The sequence below is a fragment of the Bremerella alba genome (assembly GCF_013618625.1).
GTDB lineage: Bacteria > Planctomycetota > Planctomycetia > Pirellulales > Pirellulaceae > Bremerella > Bremerella alba.
This window is the reverse complement of record NZ_JABRWO010000009.1, coordinates 80,826-96,079: the sequence shown is the minus strand read 5'-3', so window position 1 is coordinate 96,079 and position 15,254 is coordinate 80,826. Positions and strand designations below refer to the sequence as shown.

Annotated in this window: 9 protein-coding genes; 3 read left to right on the top strand and 6 right to left on the bottom strand. The window is 51.6% G+C overall.

The genetic code is table 11. From position 1 onward, the window contains the following. Positions 1 to 8 precede the first annotated feature (8 nt). Together HOV93_RS16155 and HOV93_RS16150 are read right to left on the bottom strand one after the other, a co-directional pair. Entirely contained in the window at positions 9 to 1,406 is a 1,398-nt protein-coding gene (locus HOV93_RS16155; RefSeq protein WP_207397561.1) for an efflux RND transporter periplasmic adaptor subunit, read from the bottom strand. 751 nt (positions 1,407 to 2,157) lie between these two features. Continuing rightward, a complete protein-coding gene (locus HOV93_RS16150; protein ID WP_207397560.1) occupies positions 2,158 to 3,687 on the bottom strand; it encodes a TolC family protein in 1,530 nt (509 codons plus the stop codon). 709 nt (positions 3,688 to 4,396) lie between these two features. On the opposite strand from HOV93_RS16150, the gene HOV93_RS16145 reads away from it, so the two are divergent. Then, positions 4,397 to 4,849: a hypothetical protein gene (locus HOV93_RS16145; protein WP_207397559.1), complete on the top strand. Its 453-nt coding sequence runs from the start codon at positions 4,397 to 4,399 to the stop codon at positions 4,847 to 4,849. A gap of 56 nt (positions 4,850 to 4,905) precedes the next feature. On the opposite strand, the gene HOV93_RS16140 is transcribed toward HOV93_RS16145, so the two are convergent. The 4 genes from HOV93_RS16140 to HOV93_RS16125 all read right to left on the bottom strand — a co-directional run bounded on the left by HOV93_RS16140 (position 4,906) and on the right by HOV93_RS16125 (position 9,323). Continuing rightward, on the bottom strand, positions 4,906 to 5,613 hold the full coding sequence (locus HOV93_RS16140) for an ABC transporter ATP-binding protein (RefSeq protein ID WP_207397558.1): 708 nt from the start codon (positions 5,611 to 5,613) through the stop codon (positions 4,906 to 4,908). Positions 5,614 to 5,616: 3 nt separating this feature from the next. Beyond that, positions 5,617 to 6,843, bottom strand: coding sequence for an ABC transporter permease (locus HOV93_RS16135; protein ID WP_207397557.1), 1,227 nt, complete (start codon positions 6,841 to 6,843; stop codon positions 5,617 to 5,619). A gap of 22 nt (positions 6,844 to 6,865) precedes the next feature. Continuing rightward, positions 6,866 to 7,654 carry a hypothetical protein gene (locus HOV93_RS16130; protein ID WP_207397556.1) on the bottom strand — a complete coding sequence of 263 codons (789 nt, stop codon included), beginning with the start codon at positions 7,652 to 7,654 and terminating at the stop codon, positions 6,866 to 6,868. Positions 7,655 to 8,675: 1,021 nt separating this feature from the next. Further along, complete coding sequence (locus HOV93_RS16125; RefSeq protein WP_207397555.1) at positions 8,676 to 9,323, bottom strand: cation diffusion facilitator family transporter; 648 nt, start codon at positions 9,321 to 9,323, stop codon at positions 8,676 to 8,678. 1,039 nt (positions 9,324 to 10,362) lie between these two features. On the opposite strand from HOV93_RS16125, the gene HOV93_RS16120 reads away from it, so the two are divergent. Together HOV93_RS16120 and HOV93_RS16115 are read left to right on the top strand one after the other, a co-directional pair. Further along, entirely contained in the window at positions 10,363 to 12,018 is a 1,656-nt protein-coding gene (locus tag HOV93_RS16120; protein WP_207397554.1) for an efflux RND transporter periplasmic adaptor subunit, read from the top strand. A 12-nt stretch (positions 12,019 to 12,030) separates the two neighbouring features. After that, positions 12,031 to 15,234 (top strand): efflux RND transporter permease subunit, encoded by a 3,204-nt coding sequence (locus HOV93_RS16115; protein WP_207397553.1) that lies wholly within the window; start codon positions 12,031 to 12,033, stop codon positions 15,232 to 15,234. Positions 15,235 to 15,254: the final 20 nt, after the last annotated feature.

Below are 15,254 nucleotides of genomic sequence, written 5' to 3'. Positions count from 1 at the left end.
CGACGACGTTAGTGGTTATGCCCAGCATGGGGATCGACACCGCCGCCAGACTGGTTCTTCAGAGTTAAGTGCATTTCGTAGGCACCCCGAGCAGCAATGACATCGCCTGGGAAAAGTGCTCCATCATTCGCGATCACAACAGATGTCTGATCGCGAAATTTCACGTGGACTGGCACCTGATCGAAGTGATCGCCGTTTTGCTGATAAACGTACCTTTCCGCTCCTTCCTCGACAACGGCCTCTACAGGAACCACAATTTCTTCTTCCCACTTTTCGACGGGAACATGCAATTCCATGCGTTGCCCTGGCTTGAATCGCCATTCGACGAAGTGCTGACCGCTTACGGTTCGCTCCGAAACGATCTCATTGGGTAATGCCAGGAAGAATCGAAACGCTCGAGATTGCGGATCTATATGGTCGGCCAGATACAATACCTTCAGACCTTTGACTCGATCAGCTTCCTTGCCAGCGACTAGAACTGAAGCCCCAATGTCCCATTGGCGATTTGCCGCCTCACGGAGCCGAAGAGCATCGTCTTCAAATGCTCGCCCCTCGACGTAAAGCTCGCAATGATCGGCAATGACCCCAAGTAGCTCGCCTGCTTGTACTTGTTGACCAACTCGGGTCGGTAGTTTTTGCACATGGTAGCTATGGGATTCACTACAGCTCTCTCCTTTCTGAAGATGATCCGGTGCGCGAATCACTAAACTTTCCAGCAGTGTCTTGGTCTCCAGGATATGACTTACTTGCTTTTCACTCAGCCCATGTAGCAACAGAGATTGTCGCTCAGCACGAAGAGAAGCTTCCAGCTTTTGCTTCTCATATTCTTGCTCTAGGATGCGTTTTCCAGCAACCACGCCTTCCGCTAATCCACTCAATCGAGCAAGTTCACGATTCACAACGATCAAGGCTTCCGCAGTTCGAATCATATCGCTTTGCGCCGTGACAAGTTCCTCGTGGGTCAAGCGTATCTCAAAAAGAGGACTGCCAGGCTCAATGGAAGCTCCTTCGACGGGATAGATTTTACTGATGACGCCAGTCAGTGGAGCAGAAATATTGAGAAGCGTTCGACCAGGACGTTCGACCACCATCGCCGGTACCGTAACACGGCGCGAGTAGGTGCCTAGTTCAATCGTGAGTGGGCGGAAATCGATGTTCTTTAGACCTCGCTCACTAAGTTCGACAGACGTCGCGTCAGAGTGCCCGGCATGGCCATGATCATGACCAGCATGATCGTCGTGCGTGTCGAGCGATTCTTCCTTATTCTGCGGGGCTGTCTGGCTTGCCCATAGCTGCTTGACATGAGGTAACCACATCGAAGAAGTTGCGGCTGCGATTATCAGCACGACGACCAGAATCGCCATGCTCCCAATCCAGGGCTTGATGCCTTGCACGGTAGATTTCATATGCTTAACTCCCCCTGAATCGAGCAGGGGATTACTTGGCCATGATAGATCAATACAACTAAGAATCTGCGGCGAAATGCCTCTACGGAAAAACACCCCACTCGCACAACGAAATCTGAAGCGTCAGAGGACGCAAGAAACGAGCGATTTAGATAAGAAAGCTCTGAAATTGGATATAAACAGGGGGCCTAACGTGCCAATGCAAACTCGAATTCGGAAGAGCGAAATCATCGTTCACGCTCAGGTTCATATCCAGCGAGAGAAGACAGCGAGAATCAAAATAAAGCTGTGATCCGATTGATTTACTTAGCGCAAGATGCCCGTCCGAATTGGAGGCCGAGAAAACGCAATCGATATCGCTACATGAGCTGGGAACGCTAGGATCTGAGTGATGATCACCTTCTTCTGCATCGTGCCCGGATGAACTGCTAGCATGGCTGTGGGGACAGGCGTGAGTTTCAGAGCCATGATCCGATGCGTGGGCACTTGTTTCTACCTTGCCGTCTAGCCCGATAACCGGAGCATGTGGATGATGTGCGCAACAACCTGCCACCGCATGCCAGAGCATGGCTACGAGTGTCACTATGGCTGTTAATTGGGGCATTGAGACCTCTAGGTTTTTGCACTTCAAGCATTATTATCGCCATAAAGTCCACTCAGGCAAGATCGCCCCCCCTCAATGGAGTGATTTTCCTGTTCCTGACTGAGCAAACCTTGTGTTCTTTTCGGACAACCTATAGCCAAGGGTAAATTACTGTTGACTGAAAGTCTGCCCTCGTAGGCCATCTCCTAGCGACGAAGTGCTTGACTGCCCCAAGGCACCCGTTAGCAGCAATCCGTCGACTTTTGCCTGGGACTGGGCAAGGCCTCCCAAGGAATCCAAATAATTTAGGTTGGTGTCAAAATAGGTTCTCCTCGCAATTAGCGTTTGAAGGAAGGAAAACTCACCTGCCTCGTAGGCCTTTTCGGCGAGATCAAGGGTCTCTTGTGCTTTCGGCAGTATCTGCTGCTCGAATCTTTGGACAGCAAAGTTCGCTGAATCATACTCTTGTGAAACTTGCGCGAGTCTCGCTTTTAGCGACATCTCAACTCGTTTCAATTCGTGGGTAGCGCGACTGTACTCGTTATATGCTGCCGAGACATTTCCCCGATTGTCGTTGAAAACGGGAATGGGAGCACCAACTTGCAGTTGAATTAACCCCGATCCTGTGGAATTATCCACACCTGCCTGAAGGTTCGCAGTAATGTTCGGTATCGCCTGGATTTCCTGACGCGACATGTGAGATCGGGCTTGACGAATGCGGCTATTGGCAGACTGGATCTCGGGGCTCTCCATTGCGAGCGTGGCGTAAACATCCTCCCAATTTGGCGAATCCTTTACCACGCTAAGGTCACCATCCAGCTTCGACGGAGGTAGATTCTCAATGCCTGCTACGGCAGCCATTTCTTTCCAGGCCGCTTTCCAGCGATATTCTGATTTCTGTCGCAATATCTCAACTTCGTTCAATTGAATCTCTGCTTGCAGCACATCTGCCCGAGCAGCCTCTTTGGCATTAAACCGACGTCTTGCTAAACCTACTCCTCTAAAAACAACCGCATGAAATTCATCGATCATATCCATCTGTCGCTGCGCGACCAATGCCTGAATAAACTTCATTCGTACATCGGTAAGCACGCGATAGCGCTGAGACTCCACATCCCAGCGCTGTGCTTCGACGGAGTGCCCCAAGACGTTCTGATTCAGTGCAAGCTTATCGCCAGTAACGAATTCTCGTTGGACATATACCAAGTGCTGATCCGTACCTTGATCGGCAAGTTGGTTGGCAGCATAACCGACTTCAGGATTAGCCGATCTACCAACCTGATATTGATAGTCCTGTTCCGCCTGAGCTGACGCTGACAAAGCTCGAATTGTCGGATTGTTGGTGAGTGCCAAGTCCTGTATTTCTTTGAGTGTCATTGCCTCCTGCGGCACTTCAGGTATAGGAATTGGCGCATTGGCATTTGACACCGTGGCCGACTCAAGAAGATTGGAGGATTGAAAATCGACCAATTCAACTCCGTTCCGATCACGTGATGCCTCGCGGTAGCTCTTTGCTGAATCATTGAAATCGGGTGTTGGCGGCGATGTTAATTCACTTTGCAAGGCGACATCGGTCGCAATTGGTCCACTCTCTCGTTGAATCGCGTTCTGAGACGCACCAGTTTGGCAGCCCGCGATGCTGGCCATTCCCAGTGATGCCATGATCAGACATCGAAGACTTTCCTGCGTAATTTTCATACCAACATCCTTGCTGATTTAGGTCATTTAAGATTTGGGCATTGTGCGGGTCATTTGCCAACTTAAGCGAATTGTGCAAACTACATTAATTGGATCGGCAACGAAGTTACGGTGGTTTCACCAGTAACCAATGATCTGTCGAAAATTGAATCCAAAAATCCGGTATCCTCATTCTGTCTTTTCTGCTATGAATTGAGATCTCTTGAAAACTCTCACCGACGTGGCAGGGCAAATTAGATGCTTTCGAGCAAGCAAATACGTGAGATAGCCGCAATTGGGCTAACCGGGGTTTTGCTGCTTGCGACATATCTACCGACTTGCTACTGCATGCCATCCGGCCTATCCGTAGGGAATCCGTGTCTCGCGTGTGAGCGAAACTGCTGTGATAAAGCTCCTTGTAGTCAGCGATGCAACTGTGAGTGTCAATCACGAATGTCGTCGCCGGTTGTTCGTATACAGCACGAGATTTCCCCAAATATCTTCCAAGGTCACCATGTTTGGCATTCAGTGAACGGACGCTTGGCCTGCCCCCGTGGGATTGATTTTGATACCTGCCATTTCACGGCCCTCGATGCACTCGATCGTTGCATCTCTCTCTCGCGATTTTTGACCTAAACGAGTGGAATTTGTGTTCCCTTGTTTTCGTTAACTGCTTGGTTGTCCAAATGGATTGCCATGCGATCATCATTGGATTTACGCGAGAGATTTCATGTTTCCCTATACTCACTTTTCGTTTCTGCACCACCGTAACTTGGGCGCGACGAAACGAAATGTTCGACAATCTAATACATCGGTACCAATTCCTCTCGCGATTCTCGTTGTCGAGTTTCGCGATGAAGTATTCGCAACGATTCGCGGCGAGCTTACAAACCGTGAGATTTCCATCCTTCGCGCAAGTTCGACGGAGGCAGTCGTTCCTGCTTGGCGTCAGCGCAATCCTGGCCTGATTATCATCAATGCCGAAATGCCAGATGAATCTGGGTTTCTCGTTTCTCTTAAGCTTAGGATGCATGGTTTCCACGGCGGCCTTTGGCTTTACTCTGCCCACGCCGCAAACACGGCGCGTAACTATCAGGAGTTTTGTCAGGTGGATCGTTTGTTCTGCTATGGTGGAGATCTGCGAGCACTGACTGCCCACGTCAACCGTTTTCTCCAACCGTGAACGAAGTAAGGTCATCTAGGACCCTACTCCTCCACGGTACTGAGGATGGCGTAGCGTCATGCGGCAGAAACTTGACGCGAGGGCGTTGACCACGCGTCACTATTTTCTGCCAAGGTACCATCGACTAACGTCAAACGACGCGTTGCCCGTTGGGCAACGCTGGGGTCGTGGGTTACCACCACCAACGTTCGCCCTTGTTGATGACACTCATCAAATGTCTTAAGGACGACCTCACGGCTAATCGGATCAAGGTTTCCAGTCGGCTCATCCGCCAAGATAATTTGGGGATCGTTCACCAAAGTCCTCGCCAATGCCACACGTTGTTGCTGGCCAACGCTCAGCTCCGAAGGCTTGTGGTGAAGTCGTTCCTCCAATCCTAGGTGGGTCAGCAATTCCGTGGCTCGTTGCTGTTGGAGGTCGGCAGCCATCCCAGAAAAACTAAGAGGCATCTGAACATTCTGAAGTGCGGATAGGTACGGAATCAGATTGAAGCTTTGGAACACAAAGCCCATTTTCTGACCACGCATTGCCGAGCGGCCCGCAGCCGATTGCTCGTACAGCGAGACATCGTCGATAAGCACACGGCCAGTCGTCGGTGAGAGCATACCTCCGAGCATCGAAAGCAGCGTGGTCTTTCCACTCCCGCTAGGTCCGACAATGGCCACGTAGTCGCCATTTTCAATTTTCACAGTATCGCAACGAAACGCCGTCAATGTCTGGCCGCTTCGCGTATACTCCTTGCTGATCGTTTCAAGTTGAATCATGGGTTAAACCTCCCGGAAACAAAGGCATGGATCGAGATGGGCCGCTTTCTGCGCAGGCAACCAGGCGGCCATTAATGCGACCAGAGTGGCCACCAAAACGGAAAGCAACGACGTACCCAGCAAAGGCGAAATCGATACGCCCGCCCAGACGGGACCGGCGATCACGGCAGCGATGACACCAATCAGACAACCAATCGTTCCCGCTCCCAGGCCCAAAAGAAGTGCCTTTCCGAGAAATAGCTTTTGGATGTAGCTCGGCGTGGCTCCCAGTGCCATGAGTGTGCCAATCTCGCGACGGCGTTCCCGCACGTTCGCGGCAATGGCTCCTGCCAAACCGACTCCTCCGACGACAATTAATACCGCCAGTACAATCCATGACGTTTTGGCCATCAATTGGTTGACACCTACTTGGGTTTCAACAACCTGAGAAATCGTCACAACCTTGGCCTCCGGCAGAAGCTCACGAAGTTGCGGTACTAGGCTACCGGCTGCGTCCTCACAGCAGCCAACAATTTCGATCGCATTGCATGTCGAATCCTTCTTCCAGATTCGCTGGATTGAGTGAAGGTGGGCGAAGATTCGGCCATCATCCACTGTGCCTGTGACAGGTAGAACACCGATCACAGTAAAGGTTTCGTCGATTAGCTTCAGTCGATCGTCTACCTTGCAGTTCAGCTTCTCGGCGATGTCCGCCCCAAGCACGATCGCATGTTTGTCGAGGTTTTGGATCGCTCGATATTTGACCAAAGCCTCGGGAGACTTCAAATCGTCCGTTGTCGCAACGTTAGCCTTGAGGCAACAGCCGGTCGCAGTCGGGTTCATAAACGAGGTCGTTGCTTGCCAAGAGGCAAGCGTTTCGACCTCGGACTGAGGAAGAATTCCGGTAATGGCGACCGAATGCCCACGAAGCTCGGTCGAGACGTTCAGTCTCGGGGATACCTGTTCTACACCGGACAAGCCTGCGAGAAAGATTTCCGCCACGTACTCTTCGGGTATTGCGCCGCCGTTTTGATCGGCAGCATAGTAATCCTGAAGAGTTGCCTCCTTGGGAAGCACGAGGATATTGGCTCCCAGGTTTGTCAGTTGATTCGCCACGGCCTCTTCAGAATAGACCGTGACGTGTCGGATCGCCACCAAGGCAGCGACTCCTAATAGTATGGTCAGGCTACTGAAAGCGACCGCTGCCGGACGCGATTTCAACTCCTGCCAAATTAAAGAACGAAGGTTCATCGTCTTTCCTTATCTTGTGAGATTAGCGGCGTGTGGGGGTCGACTGTGAAGCTTGTGCTGAAGCAGCATGCTTGCAGTTTGGGTCTTCACAGCACTGGCCAGCCTTGTGGATTGCAGCAGCAATCTGCTCGGCCGACGATGTTCCGTTGAAGTGGCCTACCAATACGCCAGGCGGCGCAATTAGGGCTGCGTAAGGTCCTTGAACCTGATTTGCATCGACCTTGATTTGCTGCATCAGTCTCGCTTCAGCCGTGTTTTGAACATTCAACGCGACTAGTGCCATGCGATCCTTGAATTGAGGGTCGAGTTCTAGGGCCCGTACTCCCGCTGGAACCGCAGCTTGCTCAGACTGAGTTAGACAAACAAACACAAGCTTTTGATCCTGCAACTGTTTCATGCATTCCATCATCACGGGAGATACGACGGCCGCATCGAGATTGGCTTTGGCAACTTGCCTGGGGAATAATCCTGTAACGGCCCCGTTTGGAGCGACGGCAACGGTAATCGGCATAGGGGCTCGGGTGACGTTGAACTGTTCTGCCATTGCTTGGCCGTCAGGGGACGAAACACTCGCTACGCCCATCGTCATTTGCTGACCTCGATTTGCCACAGTTTGCTGTACAGCCTGTAACATCTTCTGTGTCTGCGGAGAGTTATCTCTGTAGAAAACGATGAACGTAAACTTTCCGGCCTGTTGGGATTGTTGCAGTGTAGTGCTGAGATTCCCCTGGGCGGCTTGTCCAAAGCTGGTTCCAGCGTGGATGGTGAGAAGGCAAGCAATGGCCAGGCATACATGGATGATGGTTTTCATTTCGATTCCTTTCAAATGAATTGGCTACGATTTCTTGGACGTGGGTGCCAACCGGATTTCATAGGTGTCCGGTCAAATAGATACCCTGTCGCCGTGCGATATGGATTGGATACAGCAACTATGACGTGGCGTTTAGTTGTAATTCGACTGAGAAGGCTGAGAGTCAAACGCAATCTGCGGTGATCAAATCAGCGGGGCCAGCTTATAGAGTGAGCACGGCCAGACAAAGATGGAGGCGCAGTTTAGCCTGGGAGTGTGGAAGCGATAAGCCGAGGAAACTGCACTGGTTGGGCGTAGGCACACTCTCCCTAGGCTCGAATGACGCATCACACCAGATAAGACACACCGGTGAAAGAAGGGTTTCGGTCAACCCACTAGCCGGTGACTCACTCAAGATGAATGGACACTTGTGCTTGCCACATCCGAGGCAAGCATGTTCGCCCTGCTCGGTGGATTCACTTGCCGTGGGAGAATTCGTTGCCGGCTGGCAACATAAATCGCCTTCTACTTTCCATGCGTCGTAATCATGGCAAACGCAACAGACATGGATTTCGTCCAACTGGGCGGCTTCACATGCGTTCACGCAACGAGTACAGCAGCCAATGACGCAGTGAACCACCACCGCTATCACTGCAAGGCATGCTGCCACTCGCTTGGCCATGGTCAAAATCCCGTTAGAATCGATACAAGTCCTATCCGCATCAAAATTATCGACATCTTATCTCGCCAACGTGAAAGAAATCCTTCAACTTTAGCGAAAATTGCATTTCGAACCACCGTGATATTCAATCGAGTACTCGATTCCACGCTGCAGTTTCTCGCTCCCAAGGGCATGCGACAAATACCAGATAAAATCGAATTAAAAACACCAAGGATGAATACCATGGTTTTCTTGATTTTTGAATCGTGTCTAACCCGAATCAGAAGAAAAAGTACCAACACACAGCTTCGATGAATACTGAAAACAGCGACTTGCCATTCATCATGTGAACCTTTTGTTTGGTCAATCGGATAGCGAGGGCTAATGGCCTGCGTTCTGGGCCTTACGGAATGCCTTCCAAGCCTGAATTAATACGTAAGGCACGATAAGCAACGCTGCGATCGGGTCGGCCCACCACCATCCCAAGTACTTATTGAGCAGGAGACCAGCCAGTACCACCACCGTCATGTAAAGACAGATCAACTGTTCACGAGAGTCCATGATCAGTTCGTGGCTATCGAGTTTTTTTCCCACTCGGCGTTTACGGAAGGAAAGCATTGGATTTACGATTAAAGAAAGGCACAGGATGACGACGCCGACAAGACTGAAGTCTGGTTGCTTTTGCGATGCGAGCTTTTCTATCGACTCGTATAGAATAAAACCACCTAGCAGTAGAAAGACGAGCGATAGCACATATAATGTGACCTTTGTTCGTCTGCTAAGCACCGATTGCGCAACGCCGCTTTCTTCACTCACTAGCCGCCAAAAAAGCACGCTTGCGGAAATCGCCTCCACGGCAGCATCAAACCCAAAGCTAACCAAAGCAGGACTACCGCTAAGCAAGCCCGCCGTCACAGAAATTCCTGCCTCGGTTACGTTGTAGAAAATAGTTCCAATTTCGAGCCATCTCGCGTGACGCAGAGACCTCTTTCGCCTGTCGGATAATTCCTCTTGGGCTGGAAAATTCATGAAGGAACCTGCAGAGTGAGATAAGCAATAGGGTATTCGTTGGCAACAGGTAGTCATGCCAAGCATTTGCCATTACAACTGTTGCCGACGAAATCGTACGAGCAAGTCCACTCAAGCGATAAGGTGCAGGGACAACTGAATCCAAAGAGCCAACTCTCCGATCTTTTTGAAACAAAAGGTTCTGGTCACACAAGATTTGGCTGTGTTGGGTACCGAATTAGCAATCCGTCGCCTTCGCGCATCGAAGGTCATATCGGTTGATGCCATCAGTTAGAGCTTCAAGTCTTGCTTGAATTTGTCCGATCAAAGGAGAGTAGATGAACTTTCCGCGCATAACCGTAAACCTCGGGCTACGAAGGGATTTCGCTCTGATCGACATGAAAAGCCATGCCCTCCCGAGCAACTTGCCTTGAAAAGGGACACTAAGTCGCTTAATATTCAATCGTGCAGTTTTACTCGTTTTTTCCAAACCAACATTTGGCATGAGCCACTTCATCACTCTTTTAATCACGCTTCGCGTCATTTTCTGCCCGCTTTTTTGCGATGTGCAGGGATGCTCACCGATGCATACATTAATGGGTGAAGATCAAGAGTCTGGAATTCATCACGATTTGTGCTGTGGTCAATGTACTTCAGAACCTGCTGCACCAGCGAATAGCCCTCCGCACTCCTGCCCAGACTGTGACTGTTTTTGCAGCCAATCCGCAATTGTCGAGATTAAGGTCGATCTCGATGAAATGTCTTTTTCGGTTTGGGAAGCCTATCTTCCGTGCCAAGATCGATGGCAGATTTCTGAGAATCGAACTCCTATCGATTCCATGGCGAGTACTCGTTCGGCAGGTATTACTCCCGGTCGTTCCCTGCGCCTAACTTTTGCATCTCTTCTCATATAAGCACCTGCTCTCAACCGTCGTGCTTCCAGGTCGGAATTCTGCGGGCAGCATTCTTCAGCTTAAACCGTAATTGCTTCGTTAGGCATAGTAATTCCGTCCGCCGAAGTTCTTAAGTCATCAATGTCTACTTTGCGGGAGTTCTGTATATGAGCCAATCCGTAATCGATACTCCACATCAAAGTGCTGGAAGCAAGCAAGAGCACCTCGGTGCTTCCAGTTCCGCTACTCAAACGCAATCCCGATCTCTCCTACAACGAGCTGTTGCATTCGCCCTGGGGAGTATTGGTCCGTTCTTGGTGCTGTCGGCCTTCGCAGGCATCTTTACCTTTGGTCACCATACCGATTGGAAGATGCCGAAATTCGCCGCACTAACGGGCCAATCCGAACCGGTTGTCGCAGACTGGTGTGATGAACACGGGGTACCAGAATCAATATGTGTCGAGTGCAACGAGTCGCTCATGCTGAAGACGCCAGACTTCGGCTGGTGCTCGAAGCATGGCGTTCACAACTGCGTTCTCGATCATCCCGAGTTGGCACAACTGAGCGATCCTCCAACCATTTCGACTGAGGATCGTGCCCGAGCCGAATTGGCGATGACCATGCCGGTCTCCAAAGTGAATAACAGTGGCTGCACCACCTACGCCAAGCGAATTCAGTTCGCTTCGGTTGATGCCGCTGCCCAGGCAGGCGTTGACGTCGAATTAGTGGAACGTCGTCCCATTGAACAATCGGTCTCCGGAAGTGGAGAGATTCTCTATGACCCAACGCGTACCGCCAGCTTCGCTTCGCGTACGTCTGGGAGTGTCTGGCGCGTCGAGAAAAACGTCGGCGATGTGGTACAAGAAGGTGACGTTCTGGCCTTGGTCGAGGCGGACCAAGTCGGGGCACTGAAAACCAGCCTTATCCGGGTACTGGCAGAACAATCGCTCCAACGCCAGAACGTCAAGCGACTGAATATCGCCAAGGAAGCCGTCGCAGGTGTTCGCCTCCTGGAAGCGGACGCGGACTTGGCTAAGGCCGAAGCGGAAGTCTTGAGTATTGTCCAATCGTTGGAAAACCTGGGGCTCTCCGTCGACATTCAATCCTTGGCTCAGTTATCCGAACGTGAGGCATTCGAGCAGCTTCGCTTCTTAGGGATTCCGCAGTCACTTCGATCGCGTGTGAAAGTACAAGTTTCGACCGCCAATCTTTTCCCGGTACGGTCCTCGATTTCCGGGGTGGTTGTCGAGCGAAATGTAACTCAAGGAGAAGTCGTCGATACGCACCGTGCCCTTTTCCGCGTGGCCGATACGAGCCAAATGTGGCTAATGCTGGATATTCCTTTGGAGGATCTGGAAAACGTGAAGACGGGTCAGCCAGTTCGCTTTCATGCCGATGGAAGTTCCCGCGAAGTATTAGGCCGTGTTGACTGGATCAGTACGGGGGCCGACGCTCAGACTCGCATGGTTAAGATCAGAGCCGTACTTCCTAATCCAGATGGTCGACTGCGGGACAAAACGTATGGCACCGGCGAGATCATTTTGCGTGAGGAACCTACCGCGATCGCGATTCCTTCTGAGTCAGCTCACTGGGAAGGCTGCTGCCGAATCGTATTCGTACGAGACAAGCACTATTTTGATAGCCCCGATAGCCCCAAAGTCTTTCATGTTCGATCCGTACGCCTGGGAGCATCGCACAACGGCTTCACGGAAGTGGTCGCTGGAGTTTTGCCGGGCGAAGTGATCGCAACGACCGGCAGCGATGTGTTACGAGCCCAACTGCTGAAAAACGGTTTGGGTGCTGGCTGCTGTGTAGAAGAATAAAGGGGAGAATGGATGCTTAACGGGTTAATTGATTTTTCATTAAGGCACCGAGCGTTGATTATTATCATCACGTTCGTGTTAGCCGTAGGCGGTGTCTTTGCGCTGCAGCAACTTGATATTGATGCTTTTCCGGATACTACACCGGTCCAGGTTCAAATCAATACAACGGCTCCTGCGCTTTCTTCGGAAGAAGTCGAAAAACAGATTACGTTTCCAGTCGAGCAAAGCATCAGCGGTCTGCCAGGCCTAACGGTGATGCGTTCGATTTCGAAGTTTGGGCTTTCCCAGGTAGTGGTAACGTTTGAAGATGGTGTCGACATCTATTTCGCTCGGCAATTGATTAACGAGCGATTGAGTACGGTCGAACTGCCGGTAGGCATTAGCCGTCCCCAAATGGGTCCTGTTTCGACTGGTCTGGGGGAAGTCTTTCACTATGTGCTGACCTACGAAGGAGTCGATTTTTCTAAGGTAGGTGACCAGGAACGTGTTGACCGACTGACCGAGCTACGCACGCTCCACGACTGGGTCGTAAAACCGCAGTTGCGATCCGTCCCCGGCGTCGCCGAGGTAAACAGTTGGGGCGGCTACGAAAAACAGTATCAAGTTCGTCTCGATCCCGATCAACTTCTCAAGCACGGCCTAACCTATGAAGAAGTCGCGGATGCCATTCGTGCCAATAACGAGAACGTAGGGGGTGGTACGATCACTGATGGCAGTGAAATGCTGTTGGTGCATGGGATCGGCCGGACGGTCAACATTGACCAGATCAAAAACATCGTCATCAAGGCAAAAGATGGTGTCCCCATTCAGGTCAATGACGTTGCGGAAGTAAAAATCGGCAACGAGATTCGTCGCGGTACCGTCACCGCCGATGGCCAAGGGGAGGCCGTGCTTGGCTTGGGCTTCATGCTCATGGGCGAGAACAGCCATCAGGTCACCTGGGCTTTGAAAAGTAAGCTCGAACAGGTTCGCAGCACACTCCCAGCCGGGGTGACTATCAAAACGGTCTACGATCGGACAGAACTAGTCGACCACGTCATTCACACTGTCCAGAAGAACCTATTCGAGGGTGGTCTGCTGGTGGTCGCTGTGTTGTTCATATTCCTGGGCAATCTGCGGGCAGGGTTCATCGTTGCGTTAGCGATCCCCCTTTCGATGCTCTTCGCGTTCTCAGGAATGCTTCAGGTCGGAATTGCCGCCAGTCTGCTCAGCCTCGGCGCTATCGACTTCGGCCTGGTGGTCGATAGTTCGGTCGTGATGATTGAAAACTGCGTCCGGCACTTATCCCACGACAATCAGGGGCGAAGCCGCCTGGAGATTATCCGCGATGCAGCGATCGAAGTTCGTAAGCCAACCATGTTTGGCGAACTGATCATCATGATTGTCTACCTTCCGATCCTGACGCTCGAAGGCGTCGAAGGGAAGCTTTTCCGCCCAATGGCGATGACCGTCATTATGGCCTTAGCCGGCTCGATGATTTTGTCACTGACACTAATGCCAGTACTGGCGAGCTTTTTACTTCCTCTCAACATCAAAGAGAAAGAACCGCTTCTCATACGGTGGCTTAAACGGCTTTACGCACCTGTCCTGCGATTCACGATGCACAACAAGTTTGTCGTGATTGGATCGGCCGTTTGCATTTTTGTGGCGGTGTTCGGGCTGATTGCCCCCAACTTAGGTTCGGAGTTTGTGCCGCGACTGTCGGAAGGGGCCATTACGCTCAACGTCGTCCGACTCGCCGGAACCGACCTGGAAGAATCAATCCGTTACAACACGCAAATGGAAAAACTCCTGCTGGAAAAGTTTCCCGATGAGATCGCTCACGTCTGGAGTCGTGTCGGTACGGCTGAGGTCGCGACCGACCCTATGGGAACGGAGCTGACTGACCTTTTCATCACGTTACACCCCCGCAAGGAGTGGAATCGGGCCGAGACGCAGGAAGAACTAACGATTCTCGTTCAGGAAGAACTGCGGGACCTACCAGGTCCGCGTCTGGCCATGTCGCAGCCAATTGAAATGCGGATGAACGAGATGATCTCAGGCGTTCGAGCCGATGTTGCCGCCATCCTTTACGGCGACGACCTCGATCTGATGGTCAGCAAAGCCGCTGAAATCGAGCAGGTTTTGAAGACAATCGATGGTGCCTCAGATGTCAAAGTGGAACAGGTAACCGGGCAACCGGTCCTGGAAATCAAGATCAAGCAGGATCAAATCGCCAGATATGGTGTTCCGGCCAGTCATGTCATGAACCTGGTTCGCTCGCTAGGAAGTCACCACGTGGGAGAAGTTTATGAGGGACAATTGCGATTTCCGTTAATCATTCGTCTCCCGGAAAAAGCACGAGCTGATCCTACGGCAATCTCGGATATTCTGGTTGCCACTTCCACCGGGCAGCGTATTCCGCTCTCGCGGCTGGCATCCGTAGAGAGGGTCGAAGAGCCAAATACGATCAAGCGGGAGTGGTATCAGCGGAGGATCACCATTGAGTCCAACGTCCGGGGTCGTGATATGGGTAGTTTTGTTGCCGAAGCACGGCAGGCCGTTGCCGAGCAAGTTGCACTGCCACCTGGCCGCTATCGTGTCGAGTGGGGCGGGCAATTCGAGAATCTTCAGCGTGCTCAAAAGCGTCTTATGATCGTGGTGCCTATTGCGCTGCTGATGATTTTTGCACTGCTCTACATGACCTACCGGAACTGGATCGATTCCTTGCGTGTTTTCACCGGCGTTCCGTTTGCCTGGGTCGGCGGCGTAATCGCCTTGTGGATTCGTGATATGCCATTTTCCATCTCGGCGGCAGTCGGCTTCATCGCCCTTTCAGGCGTAGCCGTGCTGGACGATATGCTCCTCGTATCGACCATTCGCCAACTCCGTCGACGTGGAAGAAGTTTGGACGAGGCCGTAGAAGAAGCGGCGATGACTCGTTTGCGTCCCATCCTGATGACAACGCTGGTCGCCAGTTTAGGTTTTGTTCCAATGGCTTTCAGTACAGGAATGGGAGCTGAAGTCCAGCGTCCTTTGGCAACAGTCGTGATCGGCGGCGTTTGTAGCGCCATGATCATGAGTCTGTTGGTCCTGCGTGTTCTCTATGTGGTCTTCAATCTTCCTGCCGAGAAATTGAGTTCGGACGGAGATGGGGACGAGGATCATGGAGAGTTTGAACCTGAACAACCGACACAGCCTGGTTCTGGGCAAGTGCCCGAGACTGTCTCGGTTTAACTAGAATTCAGTCATCAAGG

What these genes read in the sequence shown, in the direction of transcription:
- HOV93_RS16155 (WP_207397561.1), bottom strand. Translation starts at nt 1,406, where the DNA reads ATGAAATCTACCGTGCAAGGCATCAAGCCCTGGATTGGGAGCATGGCG.
- HOV93_RS16150 (WP_207397560.1), bottom strand. Translation starts at nt 3,687, where the DNA reads ATGAAAATTACGCAGGAAAGTCTTCGATGTCTGATCATGGCATCACTG.
- HOV93_RS16145 (WP_207397559.1), top strand. Translation starts at nt 4,397, where the DNA reads ATGTTTCCCTATACTCACTTTTCGTTTCTGCACCACCGTAACTTGGGC.
- HOV93_RS16140 (WP_207397558.1), bottom strand. Translation starts at nt 5,613, where the DNA reads ATGATTCAACTTGAAACGATCAGCAAGGAGTATACGCGAAGCGGCCAG.
- HOV93_RS16135 (WP_207397557.1), bottom strand. Translation starts at nt 6,843, where the DNA reads ATGAACCTTCGTTCTTTAATTTGGCAGGAGTTGAAATCGCGTCCGGCA.
- HOV93_RS16130 (WP_207397556.1), bottom strand. Translation starts at nt 7,654, where the DNA reads ATGAAAACCATCATCCATGTATGCCTGGCCATTGCTTGCCTTCTCACC.
- HOV93_RS16125 (WP_207397555.1), bottom strand. Translation starts at nt 9,323, where the DNA reads ATGAATTTTCCAGCCCAAGAGGAATTATCCGACAGGCGAAAGAGGTCT.
- HOV93_RS16120 (WP_207397554.1), top strand. Translation starts at nt 10,363, where the DNA reads ATGAGCCAATCCGTAATCGATACTCCACATCAAAGTGCTGGAAGCAAG.
- HOV93_RS16115 (WP_207397553.1), top strand. Translation starts at nt 12,031, where the DNA reads ATGCTTAACGGGTTAATTGATTTTTCATTAAGGCACCGAGCGTTGATT.